Annotated in this window: 18 protein-coding genes; 13 read left to right on the top strand and 5 right to left on the bottom strand. The window is 73.9% G+C overall.

Translation table 11 applies throughout. The annotated features are described in order from the left end of the window. The first annotated feature begins 56 nt into the window (after nt 1–56). The 9 genes from ACSNN8_RS34240 (at nt 57) to ACSNN8_RS34200 (ending at nt 7822) form a co-directional block, all read left to right on the top strand. Complete coding sequence (locus ACSNN8_RS34240; RefSeq protein WP_436654293.1) at nt 57–767, top strand: polysaccharide deacetylase family protein; 711 nt, start codon at nt 57–59, stop codon at nt 765–767. Between the two features lie 2 nt (nt 768–769). Continuing rightward, entirely contained in the window at nt 770–1516 is a 747-nt protein-coding gene (locus ACSNN8_RS34235; RefSeq protein ID WP_436654291.1) for an XRE family transcriptional regulator, read from the top strand. A 46-nt stretch (nt 1517–1562) separates the two neighbouring features. Then, complete coding sequence (locus ACSNN8_RS34230; protein WP_436654289.1) at nt 1563–2081, top strand: hypothetical protein; 519 nt, start codon at nt 1563–1565, stop codon at nt 2079–2081. 121 nt (nt 2082–2202) lie between these two features. Next, complete coding sequence (locus tag ACSNN8_RS34225; RefSeq protein WP_436654287.1) at nt 2203–2862, top strand: hypothetical protein; 660 nt, start codon at nt 2203–2205, stop codon at nt 2860–2862. 130 nt (nt 2863–2992) lie between these two features. Continuing rightward, on the top strand, nt 2993–3796 hold the full coding sequence (locus tag ACSNN8_RS34220) for a class I SAM-dependent methyltransferase (RefSeq protein ID WP_436654285.1): 804 nt from the start codon (nt 2993–2995) through the stop codon (nt 3794–3796). Further along, the gene (locus ACSNN8_RS34215; RefSeq protein ID WP_436654283.1) at nt 3793–4803 is read left to right on the top strand and encodes an ABC transporter substrate-binding protein; all 1011 of its coding nucleotides are present in this window, start codon (nt 3793–3795) and stop codon (nt 4801–4803) included. Before ACSNN8_RS34220 ends, ACSNN8_RS34215 begins: the two co-directional genes overlap by 4 nt. Further along, nucleotides 4800–5555: an ABC transporter permease gene (locus tag ACSNN8_RS34210; protein ID WP_436654282.1), complete on the top strand. Its 756-nt coding sequence runs from the start codon at nt 4800–4802 to the stop codon at nt 5553–5555. Before ACSNN8_RS34215 ends, ACSNN8_RS34210 begins: the two co-directional genes overlap by 4 nt. 214 nt (nt 5556–5769) lie before the next feature. Beyond that, a complete protein-coding gene (locus tag ACSNN8_RS34205; RefSeq protein ID WP_436654281.1) occupies nt 5770–7593 on the top strand; it encodes a serine/threonine-protein kinase in 1824 nt (607 codons plus the stop codon). A gap of 46 nt (nt 7594–7639) precedes the next feature. Then, a complete protein-coding gene (locus tag ACSNN8_RS34200; protein WP_436654279.1) occupies nt 7640–7822 on the top strand; it encodes a hypothetical protein in 183 nt (60 codons plus the stop codon). Between the two features lie 10 nt (nt 7823–7832). Here the strand turns inward: ACSNN8_RS34200 and ACSNN8_RS34195 are convergent, their stop codons facing one another. Together ACSNN8_RS34195 and ACSNN8_RS34190 are read right to left on the bottom strand one after the other, a co-directional pair. Further along, nucleotides 7833–7991 carry a hypothetical protein gene (locus ACSNN8_RS34195; protein ID WP_436654278.1) on the bottom strand — a complete coding sequence of 53 codons (159 nt, stop codon included), beginning with the start codon at nt 7989–7991 and terminating at the stop codon, nt 7833–7835. A 210-nt stretch (nt 7992–8201) separates the two neighbouring features. Beyond that, entirely contained in the window at nt 8202–8897 is a 696-nt protein-coding gene (locus ACSNN8_RS34190; protein ID WP_436654276.1) for a siderophore-interacting protein, read from the bottom strand. 47 nt (nt 8898–8944) lie between these two features. Here ACSNN8_RS34190 and ACSNN8_RS34185 point away from each other — a divergent pair, with 47 nt between their 5' ends. Both ACSNN8_RS34185 and yidC read left to right on the top strand, forming a co-directional pair. Continuing rightward, entirely contained in the window at nt 8945–9208 is a 264-nt protein-coding gene (locus tag ACSNN8_RS34185; protein ID WP_436654275.1) for a DUF6412 domain-containing protein, read from the top strand. A gap of 61 nt (nt 9209–9269) precedes the next feature. After that, nucleotides 9270–10067, top strand: coding sequence for a membrane protein insertase YidC (gene yidC / locus ACSNN8_RS34180; protein WP_436654273.1), 798 nt, complete (start codon nt 9270–9272; stop codon nt 10065–10067). Here the strand turns inward: yidC and ACSNN8_RS34175 are convergent. Beyond that, complete coding sequence (locus ACSNN8_RS34175; RefSeq protein ID WP_436654272.1) at nt 10009–10908, bottom strand: LysR family transcriptional regulator; 900 nt, start codon at nt 10906–10908, stop codon at nt 10009–10011. The two genes, yidC and ACSNN8_RS34175, sit on opposite strands and share 59 nt — an antisense overlap. Before the next feature lie 95 nt (nt 10909–11003). On the opposite strand from ACSNN8_RS34175, the gene ACSNN8_RS34170 reads away from it, so the two are divergent. Then, nucleotides 11004–11879 (top strand): oxidoreductase, encoded by an 876-nt coding sequence (locus ACSNN8_RS34170; protein WP_436654270.1) that lies wholly within the window; start codon nt 11004–11006, stop codon nt 11877–11879. Here ACSNN8_RS34170 and ACSNN8_RS34165 read toward each other — a convergent pair. Continuing rightward, complete coding sequence (locus ACSNN8_RS34165) at nt 11845–12486, bottom strand: TetR/AcrR family transcriptional regulator (protein ID WP_436654269.1); 642 nt, start codon at nt 12484–12486, stop codon at nt 11845–11847. The genes ACSNN8_RS34170 and ACSNN8_RS34165 overlap by 35 nt on opposite strands. Nucleotides 12487–12587: 101 nt before the next feature. On the opposite strand from ACSNN8_RS34165, the gene ACSNN8_RS34160 reads away from it, so the two are divergent. Then, nucleotides 12588–13316, top strand: coding sequence for an SDR family NAD(P)-dependent oxidoreductase (locus ACSNN8_RS34160; RefSeq protein WP_436654268.1), 729 nt, complete (start codon nt 12588–12590; stop codon nt 13314–13316). Here the strand turns inward: ACSNN8_RS34160 and ACSNN8_RS34155 are convergent. After that, on the bottom strand, nt 13313–14032 hold the full coding sequence (locus tag ACSNN8_RS34155) for an alpha/beta fold hydrolase (protein WP_436654267.1): 720 nt from the start codon (nt 14030–14032) through the stop codon (nt 13313–13315). The genes ACSNN8_RS34160 and ACSNN8_RS34155 overlap by 4 nt on opposite strands. Nucleotides 14033–14051: the final 19 nt, after the last annotated feature.

Below are 14051 nucleotides of genomic sequence, written 5' to 3'. Positions count from 1 at the left end.
TAGCGTGCGAGGTGATCGCCGTCCGAAAGATTCGCTTCCGCAAGGAGGGGCCAGCCATGAGAGAACGTCGTCTCCGGCTCACCGCGCTGCTCGCCGCCTGCACGCTCACCCTCGTCGGAGCCGCCGGAGCCTCGCGCGCTCCCGCGCACGGCAGGTCCTGCGCCAACGGGTACGTCGGCCTCACCTACGACGACGGGCCGAGCGCCACCACCGACCAGCTGCTGGCGGCGCTGCGCAAGAACAAGCTGCGCGCCACCTTCTTCAACCAGGGCAACAATTCGCTGGAACGCCCGGAGCTGGTCCGCGCCGAGCTGCGCGCCGGCATGTGGGTGGGCAACCACACCTTCACCCACCCCCACCTCACCCAGATCGAGGACGCCGCGGCCTTCCAGGAGATCGCGAGCACGCAGTGGGTGCTGCGCGACATCACCGGCCGGGAGCCGACCCTGTTCCGCCCGCCGTACGGCGAGACCGACGAGCAGGTCCGCGCCGACGCGAGCCGCATCGGGGTGCTCGAGGTGCTGTGGACGGTCGACTCGCGCGACTGGGCCGGAGCCACGGCCGAGGAGATCGCGGCGGCCGCGCACACCCTGCAGCCCGGCGGCATCATCCTCATGCACGACTGGCCGCCGGCCACCATCGAGGCCGTCCCGCTGATCGCCGCCGACCTCGCCGCGCGCGGTCTGTGCGCCGGCCGCATCGCCTACACGCCCGCCGACGTCCCGTTCGGCACCCAGGTCTTCCACGCCAAGGCCGTACGGCCGTAGGGGTGCAGGCCTTCCCCGGACCGGGCGAGCGCCTCAGGCGGCTGGCGGAGCTGCGCGGAACGGCCCTGCCCGGCGGCGGGCCCGACCCGGGGCTGCTGCGCCGCGTGGCGCCGGCCCTGGGTCTGCACACCAGCGACCTGTTCGTGATCGTGGACGAGCCGGTGCCCGACGACCTCACCCCGCTCGACACCACCGGCGGCGCCGCCCTGCTGGCGTGGCCGATGACGTACCTGCCGGGCGCCGTGCCGCGGCTGCGGGAGTTCGTGGCGTCCTTGCCGCAGCTGCCGCGCCCGCCGGGGCCGCGCCCGCCGGTGCCGTCGTTCCAGCACTATCCGGACGGTCCCGGCGGGCTGCTGCTGCGGCTGCTGCACAACCGCAACCTGACCTGGACCGGGGCGGCGAAGTACCTGCTCGGGCTGGGGCGCGGCGACGCGCTGTCGGCGTCGACGATCGGCATGATCGGGCACGGCCGCAAGGCACTGACGCCGGAGCTGCTGACCCGGATCGCCGCCCTGCTGGACATCCCGGCGCGCGACCTCAGCGCGCTGACCGGCGTGGACGTGGCGGTGCTCGACCGGCCGGTCCACCCGGACGCCGCCGGGGCCGCCGCCCTGCTCTGGGAGGCGCGCCGTCTCACCGGCGCGCAGCTGAGCCGGGTCCACGACCGGGCCCACGTCCTCCGGCACGAGTGCGCCGACGAGATCGACCCGCTCCTGCGGTGCAGCTGTCCCGGGCCCCGCGATCCGTGAGCTCACGCCGCGGGAACCCGCGACGCCTCCGCGGTGTCAGCCGGACATGAGGACCCTCGCCGCTGTCGCCGTCGCGCTGCTGCTGCTCGCCGGATGCACGTCCACACCGCCGTCCACGCCGGCATCCACGCCGCCGTCTGCGCTGTCCGCGCCGCCCTCCGCGCCGTCGTCGACGCCGGTCGCCTCCGCCGCCTGCGGCTCGCCGGTGCGCACGGGTCCGCTGCCGGAGTGGGCGCGCGCCGGCTTCAGCGACGACGGCAGCGGCGTGCCCCAGGTCTACGGCGCCGCCGGCGACATCGTCGCGATCATCTTCGGCCGGCCCCTGCAGGCGTCGCCCGCCCCCGACCGCGGCAACAAGATCCTGTGGGTCGCCCGGGAGCCCGTCGAACGCGGCAACGACCTGCACATCTCCGCCGTCCTCGACCGCGCCGACGTGCGCCACGAGCAGACGGTCGCCGGCGGCCCCGGCCCTTCGCTGGTCGACCTGCCCCGCGCCGGCTGCTGGCACCTGACCCTGACCTGGGGGGACCACACCGACACGCTGGACCTGACCTACGAGCCCTGACCTACGAGCCCTGACCCCGACTCGGCGGCGGGCATCCGAAGCCCCTCTACCTCCAGACAACCAAGGTGGACCGGCAAGAACAAGACTTGATCGTGCTGAAGATCGGGGTCAGGGTCTTGTCATGCATGGGGATCTCTGCACGACCCTGCGACGGGCCCTCTGGATCGGTGGCGGGCAGTGGGCCGGCAAGACGACCGTCGCCGGGATTCTCGCCGAGCGGTACGGCCTCATCCACTACCACTACGACTACCACGACGCTCGGGGCCACCTCGACCGGCGGATGGCGGCGCAACTACGGCGCGGCGAACGGCCCGTCGAGCCTTCCGCGGAGGACATGTGGGTCCGGCCGACCGTCGAGCAGGCCGTCGAGCAGGCCGTCGAGCAGGCCCGCGACATCTTCGTGGAGCGCTTCGCGTACGTCCTGGACGACCTGCGCGCTCTCACCTCGCCGCGCCCCGTGGTCGCCGACGGGTGGGGACTGCGGCCGGAACTGGTCGCGCCCCTGCTGTCCACGACGCGGCGCATGGTGGTCATGGTGCCCACCGAGGACTTCCGGCAGCGGCAACTCCGGGAGCTGCCCCGCGCCGGCGCCCTGCGGGTGAACGTCAGCGACCCGCAGCTCGCCCGGCGGAACCGGATCGCCCGCGACCGGCTGATCGCCGACGACGCGGTCCGCAACGCCGAGCGCCTGACCATTCGCGTCATCGAGGTGGACGGGTCCCGCGACGCCCGGGCCGTGGCCGATGTGGTGGCCGAGCACTTCCGCGAGTTCCTGCCATAGGGGGCGGGGACCGCAGGCAAGACATCGATGCATTTCCATAAATCATTCCGATCATGGAGTGGGCTTCGCTAGGGTCTCGGACGGCAATCGTGGGAGTTGCGCCGCATTTGTGACCACCTGTGGAGGTTCTATGGCCGCGCCCAGGGCGACCCGTACCCCGTACGCCTTCGACAACGACGAGCCGACGGCGGCCGGCATGCTCGCCGCGCTCGCGGCCACGCTCGACGAGTTCACCATCGCGCGCCTGCGGCAGGCGGGCGCCGCCGAGGGGATGCGCTGTCTCGAGATCGGCGCGGGCGCGGGCACGATCGCGGTGTGGCTGGCCGAGCAGGCCGGCCCGCGCGGGCGGGTCGTCGCGACGGACCTCAAGCCGCAGCACGTCGCGGACCACCCGCACCTGACCGTGCTGCGGCACGACGTGGTCGGCGAACCGCTGCCCGAGGGCCCGTTCGACCTCATCCACGCACGGGCCGTCCTGCAGCACCTGCCGCAGCGGCGCGAGGTGCTCGCCAAGCTGGCCGCCGCGCTGGCCCCGGGCGGCGCGCTCGTGGTGGAGGAGCTCGAGGCGGGCTGGAGCCGCGCGGTGCTGGCCACCCCGGACCCCCGGGCGTACGACGTCTTCGCCGCCTACGAGAGGGCGCTGACCCGGGTGCTGACCGCCAGCGGCAACGACCGGACGTGGAACCGGCTCAAGCACGCCGCGATGCTCGAGATCGGCCTCGAGGACGTGGACACGCAGAGCTGGCAGGGGTCGTTCGCCGGCGGGACGGGCGTGTGCCTGCTGGCGTACTCGGGCTCGAAGGAACTGCACGACCGGCTCGTCGAGGAGGGCATGCCCGCCGAGGACCTGGAGACGTTGCGGCGCCTCGCGCTGGACCCGCGGCTCGTGCTGCGCGGCATCCTGCTGCTGTCGACGATCGGGCGCAAGCCGTGAGGCGGCGCGCGCTGCTCAGCGCGCCGCTGCTCGCGCTCGGCGCGGGCTGCACCGCGCAGTCCGACGGCGACGGCGACGGCGATCGCGGGAGCGGCATCGAGCGGGTCAAGTTCCTCACCGGCGCCAGCATTCTCGGCCGGGAGGCGTACGTGTATGTCGCCTCGGAGAAGGGCTACTTCCACGAGGCCGGCTTCGACGTGGAGGTGCAGGCGGGCAAGGGCACGGGCCCGAACCTGCAGCTGCTGCAGAGCGGCCAGGTCGACTTCGCGGCGCTCGACATCACCGCCGCGCTCATCGAGTACGGCAACGGCAGGTTCCGCGACTTCACCATCGTCGACGCCATCCAGCAGCGCAACCTGCAGTGCATCATGGCGCTCGAGGGCAGCGGCATCGCCGGCCCCAAGGACCTCGCCGGCAAGAAGATCGCGTACCTGCCCGGCGGCGTGGCCAAGTCGCTGTTCCCGGCGTACGCGAAGCTCGCCGGCATCGACGCGTCGCGCATCCGGTGGATCAACATCCCGCTGGAGCAGCATCCGCAGAACCTCGCCGCGGGCACGGTCGACGCCGCCACCCAGTTCGCGGTCGGCAAGCCGGGCATCGAGCGTGTGGCCAAGGGCCGGGCCATCACGGTGCTGCCCTACACCGACTACCTCACCGACCTCTACGGCGTCGGCATCGGCGTGACGCGCAAGGCCGCCGAAAAGGACCCCGAGCGCGTACGCCGATTCAACGGGGCGCTCCTCAAGGGGCTCAGCGACGCGATGGCCGACCCCGCCGAGGCCGGGCGGATCTACGCCAAGCACCAGAAGATCCAGCCCGAGCCGGTCGCCGCCGCGGAGAACACGCTGATGGTCCCGTACGCCAAGTCGGCCGCCGGGGGCACGCCGGTCGGCGCGCTCGACCCGCAGCGGGTCGCCCGCAACATCGCCATCCTGCAGGGCGCGGGCGTCATCTCCGACGTGTTCGACCCGCAGGAGGTGGTCGCCGCCGACCTGCTGCCGGGATGACCCGCCGGGCGGGGGCGGTCGCGCTGGCGGTGCTCGGCGGCGCTGTCAGCGTCGGACTGTGGTGGCTGGCGATCGTCGTGTTCGGCGTCGAGTCGTACACCGCGCCCACGCCTCCGCAGGTCGTGGCGGCGTTCGGCCGGATGCCCGGCTATCTGGTCGGCAACGCCGGGATCACGCTGCTGGCCACGGTGCAGGGCTTCGCGACGACCGTCGTGCTGGGGCTGCTGCTCGGCGCGCTGCTGGGCACCTCGCGCACGCTGGAGCGGGCGTTCCTGCCCTCGCTGGTGGCGCTCAACGCCGTACCGAAGATGGCCTTCGGCCCGCTGCTGCTGGTCTGGTTCGGGGTGGGCCGCACGCCCAGCGTCGTGATGGCGGTGCTGCTGTGCTTCTTCCCGATCGTGCTCGCCGTGGTGACCGGGTTGTCGCGTACGCCCGGCGACCTCGCGGAGCTGGCCCGGTCGATGGCCGCGGGCCGCTGGCAGACGTTCACGCGGATCCGGCTGCCCGGCGCGCTCCCGCAGATCTTCGTGGGCCTCAAGCTCGGGCTGCCGCTGGCCGTGATCGGCGTGCTGCTCGGCGAGCTGTTCGGCGCGGGTTCCGGGCTCGGCTACATCATCACGACCGCGGGCTCGGACACCGCGCTGTCGTTCGCCGCGATCGCCCTGGTGGCCGCGCTGAGCATCGCGCTCTATTACCTGCTCGTCGCGGTGGAGGCCGTGCTGCTGCCGTGGGTGCGGGAAACCACGGAATAGGCCGGGAGAATGGTCACTCCGGGTGCAGTTGTGGTGACTCTGGATAGCCGGTCGGTTGTCATGATCCGTACGTCCGACCGATGGGCGCGATACGCGTACGGAGAAATCTTTGAGGCATCGCAACGGAGCGTCCGGCCTGCTGGAAGCGCCATTGTGGACCATTCCTCCCGGCCGCGGCGGAAACGCATTCCGGCGAGCCGGCTACGGAAGGAAAATGGCGATGGCCGACGAGGAGCAGCTCGGTCGCGACTACCGCCTGCGCGAGGAAATCGGGCGGGGACCCACGGCGGTCGTGCGACGGGCGACGAGCACACTCGGCGGCGCGGACTACGCCGCCAAGCTGTTCGGGCCGGACTTCGCCGCGGACCAGCGGGTCCGCGAGGTCTTCCTGCGCGAGGAGACGGTCCTGCGCGAGCTGCGCCACGAAAACATCGTGGGCGTCCGCGGCGTGGTGGTGGAACAGGTGCGCATCGCGCTGCTGCGCGAGTACGTGGACGGGGTCAACCTGCGCCAGCACCAGGCCCGCCGCGGCGGCGTGCTGCCCGCGACCGAGGCGGCCGGGATCGCCGCCCAGGTCGCCGCGGCGCTGGCCGCCGCGCACGCCCGGGGCATCTCGCACCTGAGCCTCGTGCCCGAGAACGTGCTGGTCACCGGCGGCGACCCGGTCACGGTCCGGGTCACCGACTTCGGCCTGACCACCCTCATGTGGGACGCGGGGCGCCCGGCCAACCTGACCAACGGCTACGCGGCGCCGGAACTGTGGACCGGCGGCGCCCCCACCCCCGCGGCCGACCTGTACTCGCTGGGCGCGATCTTCCTCGAGCTCGTCACGGGCATGCACCCCGGCGCGGGCGGGCCCGGCCTGTCCGCCGTGCCGCCGCAGCTGCGACCGCTGGTGCAGCAGATGCTCTCCGCCGACCCGGCGCAGCGGCCCTCCGCGAGCACCGCGGCCGCCCAGTTCCGCGCGGCCGCCCCATCCTCGGCGGCCGCCGGCTATCCGACGGGCGCCGGCTACGCCACGGGCGACTGGCCCACCGTGGCCGATGCGCCGCTGTGGCCGCCGCCTCCCATGGCGCCGCCCTTCTCCGCTCCGCCGTCGCCGGCGCCGCCCTATCCCGGGCCGATCCCGCCCCATCCCGCGTCGGCGCCGCCCTATCCCGGGGCGACCCCGCCCCATCCCGCGTCGGCGCCGCCCTTCGCCGCCTCCGCGGCGGGTTCCCCGTACGCCGCCCCGGATCAGTGCTCGTCCGCTCCGGCAGCGCGCCCGACCTTCCCGGCCCAGTCCGCGCCGGCGTCGCCGTCGGTGGTCTCGTTCGCGCCCCAGGACAAGACGCTGCACGTCTCGCTGACCGGCAAGCACGCCGCCATCCTCGCCGCGGTCATCGCCGTGGTCGCCGTGGCGGTGCTCGCGTTCCGGCTCGGCGACGCCAACGGCAACGACACGATGGCCCAGCCCACGCCCACCGCCACGGCCACCACCACGCCGTCGCCGACGCCCACGACGGCGCCGACCGACGTCGTTGCGCCGCCGGTGACGAAGGAGACCGTGGGATACCCCTCCCGGGAGACCTACGCCTCCCGCCTGCCCGGCGGCTGGGGCACCATCTACATCGCCGTCCGCGACGGCACGGTCGTCGCCTACCTGTGCGACGGCAACACCCTCGAGGCCTGGTTCAAGGGCTCGATCGACGGCGGCGACCTCACGGCGAGCAGCAAGAAGACGGGCGGCAAGCTGACCGGCTCGTTCAGCGCCGGGCGGCTGAGCGTGGAAATCACGGTGGAGGGCGAGACCCACACGTACCAGATCCCGGCCGTCAAGAAGCCGTCCGGCCTCTACCGCGCCTCCGGGCGCGTCCGCAACGCCGAGGTGAGCGGCGGCTGGATCGTCCTGTCCGACGGCAGCCAGGTCGGCGTGCTCGCCGTCGGCGGCACCCCGCAACCCGCGCCCCGGCTGGACACCACCAGCAAGTCCGCGACCGTCGACGGCACGGCGGTGTCCGCCACCGAGGTGGATGTCCAGAGCGGTACGGGCTTCTGACCCCGCGGCCCGGTTGTGACCCCTCGCCGCGGGGTAGCACAGGGCGATGACCGACGAACACCACGCGCTCACCAACGAGCAGGCCGCCGACATCCTCCGCAACGACCCGGTGCTGAGCGCCGGCTCGGCGGGCGGCCAGGACGACGAGGACCGCGGCGCGGAGCCCAACGACCAGGGCACCGACGACGACGCCACCACGCCCGACCGGGCGGTCACCGAACAGGACTGACCGGGCGCGCCTAAGGCCGGCGGCCCTCGAGCAGGCGCTGCTCCTCGGCTCGTCGGACCTGATGAGCGATGTCCCGGGAGCTTCGCGGGGCGCTGCCGGGCCGCTGCCGCCGATGGTCGGCGGCGGGCCTGAGCAGCAGTCCGATCAGGTGGTCGAGTCCGGTGGGCATTGTGGTCTCCTCGACGTCGCCTGCGGCTCGGCGCCGGAGCCCGGCGCCGTGCCGGTCCCTGCGACCGGCACACACCACGCTGGGGCCTGACCCAAGGTCAGGGTCAAGGGAGCGGAACCGCGCCCGACAGTCAGTCGTGGCCTGTGCCGGCCTTTCGAGGCGCGCGGCGGCTTCGGTGTGGCGGCGCCGCGTCGAGGCGGGCGCGGGCGGTCAGTCGCGGCCGGCGCCGAAACCCGGGTGGCCCGGCGCCCACTGTGGCTGCACGCGGACCGCGCGGCGCGGCCATCCGCGTTGCTCGACGAGGTGGCGCTGCAGCAGCCGGCACGTGCCGGCCTCCCCGGCGAGGTAGGCGGCGCCGGGGCCGGGCGGCAGGTCGAGATCCTGGACGGCGCGCAGCAGCACCCGCGAAGCCACCGGTGAGGCGCCGCCGCGGTGCACCCACGGCAGCGGCGCGACGCCGGCCGCGCCGGGAACCTCGTCGGCAGGCTGCGCCGCCTCGAAGACGCCGTGCACGCTGGCCGTCGAGCCGCGCAGCGCCGCCCGCATCGCCAGCAGCGGCACGGCCCCCGTCTCGTCGCCCGCGAACAGATGGAACCGCGCCGTCCCGTCCAACGTGATCTTGCTGCGGGGCGGCTCGAGCGTGACCCGGTCGCCCTCCGCGACGCTGCGGGCCCACGTACACCCCGGCCCGCCCGCGTCGTGCAGCGCTACCCGGATCGAGAGCGACGCCGCCCGCGGGTCGTGCCGCCAGACCGAGTAGACCCGCCGCTGCGGGACGTGCACCACCACGTGCGCGCCCGGTCGGCAGCGCAGGCGCGGCACGTCGGGCCCCACGAGGTCGATCTGCCGCATGTGGCCGGTCACGTCGAGGACCGCCCGCACCCGGGTCGGCAGCGAGGCCCGCATCCGTGCGACGTTATCGGCGCTGGCGCGTGGTTGCTAGCGTGCCGGGCATGACCTGGCTGGACGCGATCTGGTGGCTGGTCGGCGTGCTGACCGACGCCGGGCCGTCCGGGCTGGCGGGCGTGCTGCTGATCGCCGCGGTCGCCGCGGTGCTGCTGCTGACCGGGCGCGTCACCGCCGCGGATCCGGCCACCGCCGGGCTGGCGCTGCGCACCCGCGCCCGCCGAGCGGGCGTGCCCCGCCACCGCGATCCCGACGCCGCGGGTCGCACCCGCCCGAGAGGACCCACCGAGCGGCCCCCGGCGGCCGCCTGAACCACGCGCGGCCGCCGGCGACACCTGTCCGCCGTCGTCCTCACCTCTCGAGGGGTTCCGCGTGTCCATCGTCTATTCCGGCATCTCCGCGCTTCTGCTGTTCTGGCACTCCGCCTGGGCCGCCCTGCTGGGCGAGCAGTCCGGGCTCGGCACCGACTGGGCGTGGGTGCTCAGCATCGTGTTCCTCGTTCTCACCGTGCGCGTCGCGCTGCTGCCGCTGTTCGCCCGGCAGGTCCGCTCGCAGCGCGCCCTGCAGCGCCTGCAGCCCGAGCTCAAGTCGCTGCAAGCCCGGCACGGCAACGACGTGCGCGCACTCGGCACGGCCGTCCAGGACCTCTACCGGCGCGAGCGCGTCAGCCCGTACGGGAGCCTGATGCCCTTGATCCTCCAGGCGCCTGTCTTCCTGGGGTTGTTCCACGTGCTGCGCCACCTGCGGCCCACCACCACCGACCCGGCCACCCGGACCCTGTACGGCTGGACTGCCGCCCAGTTCCACGACGCCTCGCACGCGCACCTGCTCGGCGCCCCGATCGCCGCGAGCTTCAGCACCGGTGGCGCCCTGGTCGCCGCACTCCTGATCGCCGCCATGGTGACCACCACGTTCCTCACGATGCGCCTGTCCGCGACCCGCGCCGACGACCCCCTGCAGCGGACGGTCCAACGGCTGATGACGTACGGGGTCCCGCTGTCGCTGCTCGTCTCCGGCGTCATCCTCCCCGTGGGCGTGCTGCTCTACTGGACGACGCAGAACGTGTTCGCGCTCGCCCAGCAGGCGTGGCTCCTGCGCCGGTACCCGCCGCTCACCTGCGAGCGGCCGGCCCCGCCAGATGGTCCTTCGCGGCGCGCACGAACTGCGTGACGAGGGGGTTCGGGTCCGCGCTCCGGGTGGCGACGACGACCCGGCAGGGCTCGACGCCGTCGAGCGCCACGGTGACCAGGCCGGGACGCAGGGTCCAGCGCCGGTCGCCGGCCGGGACGACGGCGATGGCGGTGCCGTCGGCGATCGCCTCGAGCTTGTCCTCGTGGGTCTCGGCCAGGGCGGGACCCACCGGGGCGTGGCCGCCGTCCGGCCGCGGTTCGAGCCGCCAGAAGCTCGTCCACTGTGCCCCCATGCCGGTGCAGCCCACGAGGGGCTCCGCGGCGAGGTCGGCCGCCGTGACCGCCTCCCGGCCGGCGAGGCGGTGCGACGCGCCGACGAGCAGCACCCGCGGCTCGGCGTACAGGACCGTCACCGCCAGGCCGTCGGCCGGGATCGGCAGCGGCGCGCGGGTCACCAGGGCATCGATCTGCCGCTCCGGCAGCGTGACGGCGTCCTGCGAGCCGAGGTGACGGGTGCGGACATGGGCGTCCGGACACCGCCGGCGCAGGGCGCGCACGGCGGGGGAGACGACCAGGTCGTCGGCGTACCCGATGGTGATCGTGCGCGCCGGCGCCGCGGCCAGGGCGGTGCGGACCGCCTGCTGCGCGCCGTGCAGCAGCTGCTGTGCCTGGGGCAGGAAGGCCGCGCCCGCAGCGGTGAGACGGCTGCCCTGGGTGGTGCGGTCCAGCAGGCGTACGCCGAGGGTGTTCTCCAGCCGCTGGATCTGCCGGCTCAGCGAGGGCTGCGCCACCCGCAGCTCCTCGGCCGCCCGGGCGAAGTTCAGCTGCTCGGCGACGACCGTGAAGTAGCGGACCAGCCGGAGGTCGAGATCGGGAACCACGATCCCAGGCTAGTCCCGCGTCATGCGTTTCCGGCATCACGGGTTGCCAGGCAGGTCTTGGACACCGGGGCCGGACCGTTGCTGTCATGTCCGGCATGACCAGCATGCACATCCCGGACCAGACCGGCCGGACCGCCATCGTCACCGGCGGCAGCAGCGGCATCGGCAGGGCCACGGCCGCCGCCCTGGCCGCGCGAGGGGCCCGGGTCATCCTCGCCGTGCGCGACCAGACCCGCGGCCGCGCGGCAGCGGAAGGGATCGGCGCCAGCGCCGAGTCGCGCCCGCTCGACCTCGGATCGCTGGCCTCCGTGCGCGCGTTCGCCCGTACGGTGGAGGGCCCGGTCGATTACCTGATCAACAACGCCGGACTCATGACCGGCGCCCGGCAGTCCACCACCGACGGCTTCGAGAGCCAGTTCGGCATCAACCATCTCGGGCACTTCGCCCTGACCAACCTGCTGCTGAGCCGGATCACCAGGCGGGTGGTGACCGTGTCGTCCGCCGCCTACCGCGGCGCCCGCATCGACTTCGACGACCTGCAGTGGCGCCGGCGGCCCTACCGGCCGTTCGGCGCCTACGGGCAGAGCAAGCTGGCCAACCTGCTGTTCACCCGGGAACTGCAGCGTCGCCTGGACGCGGCCGGATCGCCGATCCTGGCGACGGCGGCGCATCCCGGCTGGGCGTCCACCGGGTTCACCATGACCACCGGCCGGTGGCTCCTCGACCGTACCCTCGCCCTCGGGACTCGATTGCTGGCCCAGGGCCCCGAAGCCGGGGCACGGCCCACCCTGCTGGCCACCGCCGGCGCCGTCCCCGGCGCCGGGTTCGCCGGTCCCAGCCGGTTCGGGGTGCGCGGACCCGCCGCCGTCGAGACCCTCTCCGGCGAAGCGCTCGACGACGACGCCGCGCGCCGGCTGTGGGAGGTCTCCGAACGTCTCACCGGGGTCGCGTTCCCCCTGTCCGCCGTCTGACCGGCGTCGGCACGTGCAGGGCGGCGAGCACGACGTCGTCGACCACCGAGACGAAGAAGTCGCGCCGCACGGGCCCGCGGCCGGTGCTCAGGCGGTGCGTGCTCATCGCGGGGATCACCTCGGCCAGGACGGGGATGCTCGCGGCGAAGGCGGCGGAGACCTCGCCCCGGTCGACCGCCCGGTGCAGCAGGCGCCGGTAGACGTCGACGTACGGCTCGGTCACCTCGGAGCGGACGACGTCGCCCAGCCGCTGCGAGCCGCGCGTGGCCGAGGCGAGGCCCTTGAAGATCGCGAGCCGCCGGTCGGAGCCGCCCAGCCACGGGGAGTCGACCACCGCGAGCAGGTCCGACCGGAGCGACCCCAGGTCCGGCAGCCGGTCGGCCTCCGGCGGGCGCCCGGCGGCCCGGATCGCCGCGAGGACGAGGTCCTCCTTGGTCGCCCACCGGCGATAGAGGGTGGTCTTGGCCTTGCCGGTGCGGGCGGCGACCTCGTCCAGGGTGACGCGCTCGTAGTCGCGCTCGGCGAGCAGGTCGAGCGTGGTCGCCAGGATCAGCGCGTCGCTCGAGTGGTCGTACGGGCGCCCGGTCCGGGGACTCGAGGTCTCCATTCACGGCAGGGTAGGCCACGCCGCGTGACTTACGCTACTCCGCAGTAGCGCTTTACGATACTTGGCAGTAGCGTAACGATCTCCGCGAGCAAGGAGGATCAGTGGAGATCAAGGATTCGGTCGTCGTGATCACGGGGGCCTCCTCCGGTATCGGAGCCGCGACGGCTCGGGCCGCGTCGCTGGCCGGCGCCCGCCTGGTGCTGGCCGCCCGGCGCGAGGAGCGCGTCCGCGATCTGGCGGACGAGCTGGGCCGGGCCGTCGCCGTGCGCTGCGACGTCACCGACCGGGCGCAGGTGGGCGCCGTGGCCCGCGCCGCCCTGGACGCGTTCGGGCGTATCGACGTGCTCGTCAACAACGCCGGTCAGGGTCTGCAGGCCGGGATCGAGCAGATCTCGCTGGACGAATTCCGCGCCGTGCTGGAGCTGAACCTCGTGGCGCCGCTGGCGATGATGCAAGCGGTGCTGCCGGCGATGCGCCGCCAGGGCGCGGGCAGCATCGTCAACGTCAGTTCCGGCACGACCTTCGCGGACGTCCCCGGCACCGGCGGGTACGTCGCTTCCAAGATCGCGCTCGAGCGGCTCTCCGCGATCGCCCGCAACGAGCTCGACGGGACCGGGATCGCGGTATCGACCGTCATCCCGTTCGTCACCGGCACCGAGTTCCTCACCTCGATGCGGGCCGGCCGCGCCGAGGCCGAGGCGATGACGGCCGGCGCCGCCTTCGACACGCCCGAGCAGGTCGCCGCCGCGATCCTCGACCTCGTCAGGAGCGGTGAGCCCCGGGCCGACCTGGTTCCCGCGGCGTACGGCGGCACACGCCGTACGCCCTAACGGCTCTCGGGGACCACGACCGGCAACAGGCGCTCGGGGGCCTCGAGCTGGGGCAGGTGCCCGGCCTCCGGCAGCGGGATGAACACGGCGCCCGGGATGGCGTCGGCGTAGGCGCGGCCGTAGGCGGGCCCGGCGATCCCGTCGGACTCGCCCCACACGACCTGCACCGGCACGTCGATGCCGGGGAGCCGGTCGCGCAGGCTGGGATCGGTCATCCGCATGCTCGTGTAGGCGGCCAGCGCCCGGACGTCGGGGCCGGGGCGCGGCGAGCCGGGCGGGAGCGCGGGCGGCCGGTGGAACGACAGCGCGGTCAGCTGGGCCGGGGTCAGCCCGGACACGTCGGTGATCGGGTGCTCGGGCACGTCGAGGCCGACGGCGTTCACCAGCACGACGCGGGCGAGCCGGGAACCGTCGGCCAGGGCGAGCTCCGCGGCGATCCAGCCGCCGATCGAGTTGCCGATCACGGTCACGTCGTGGACGTCGAGGTCGCTCAGCAGGCCGGCGTAGAGGCGGGCCAGGCCGGCGATGCTCGTCAGGTCGTCCGGCCGCGGGGTGCCCGCGAAGCCGGGATGGGTGGGCACGAGCACCCGGGCGTCGAGGCGCTCGGCGAGCAGGTGGGCGAACGGCAGCACCGAGACGGGCCCCGCGCCGCCGTGGAGCAGCAGAAACGTCGGGGTACGGTCGCCGTTGAGGTCGAGCACGGTCGGTGTGGTCACGCATCGAGCATCAGCCGCC

Origin of the sequence: Actinoplanes sp. URMC 104 (assembly GCF_051386375.1) — a bacterium.
Taxonomy (GTDB): domain Bacteria; phylum Actinomycetota; class Actinomycetes; order Mycobacteriales; family Micromonosporaceae; genus Actinoplanes.
Note: the sequence above shows the minus strand (reverse complement) of the source record. Positions and strands in the feature narration are given on the sequence as shown.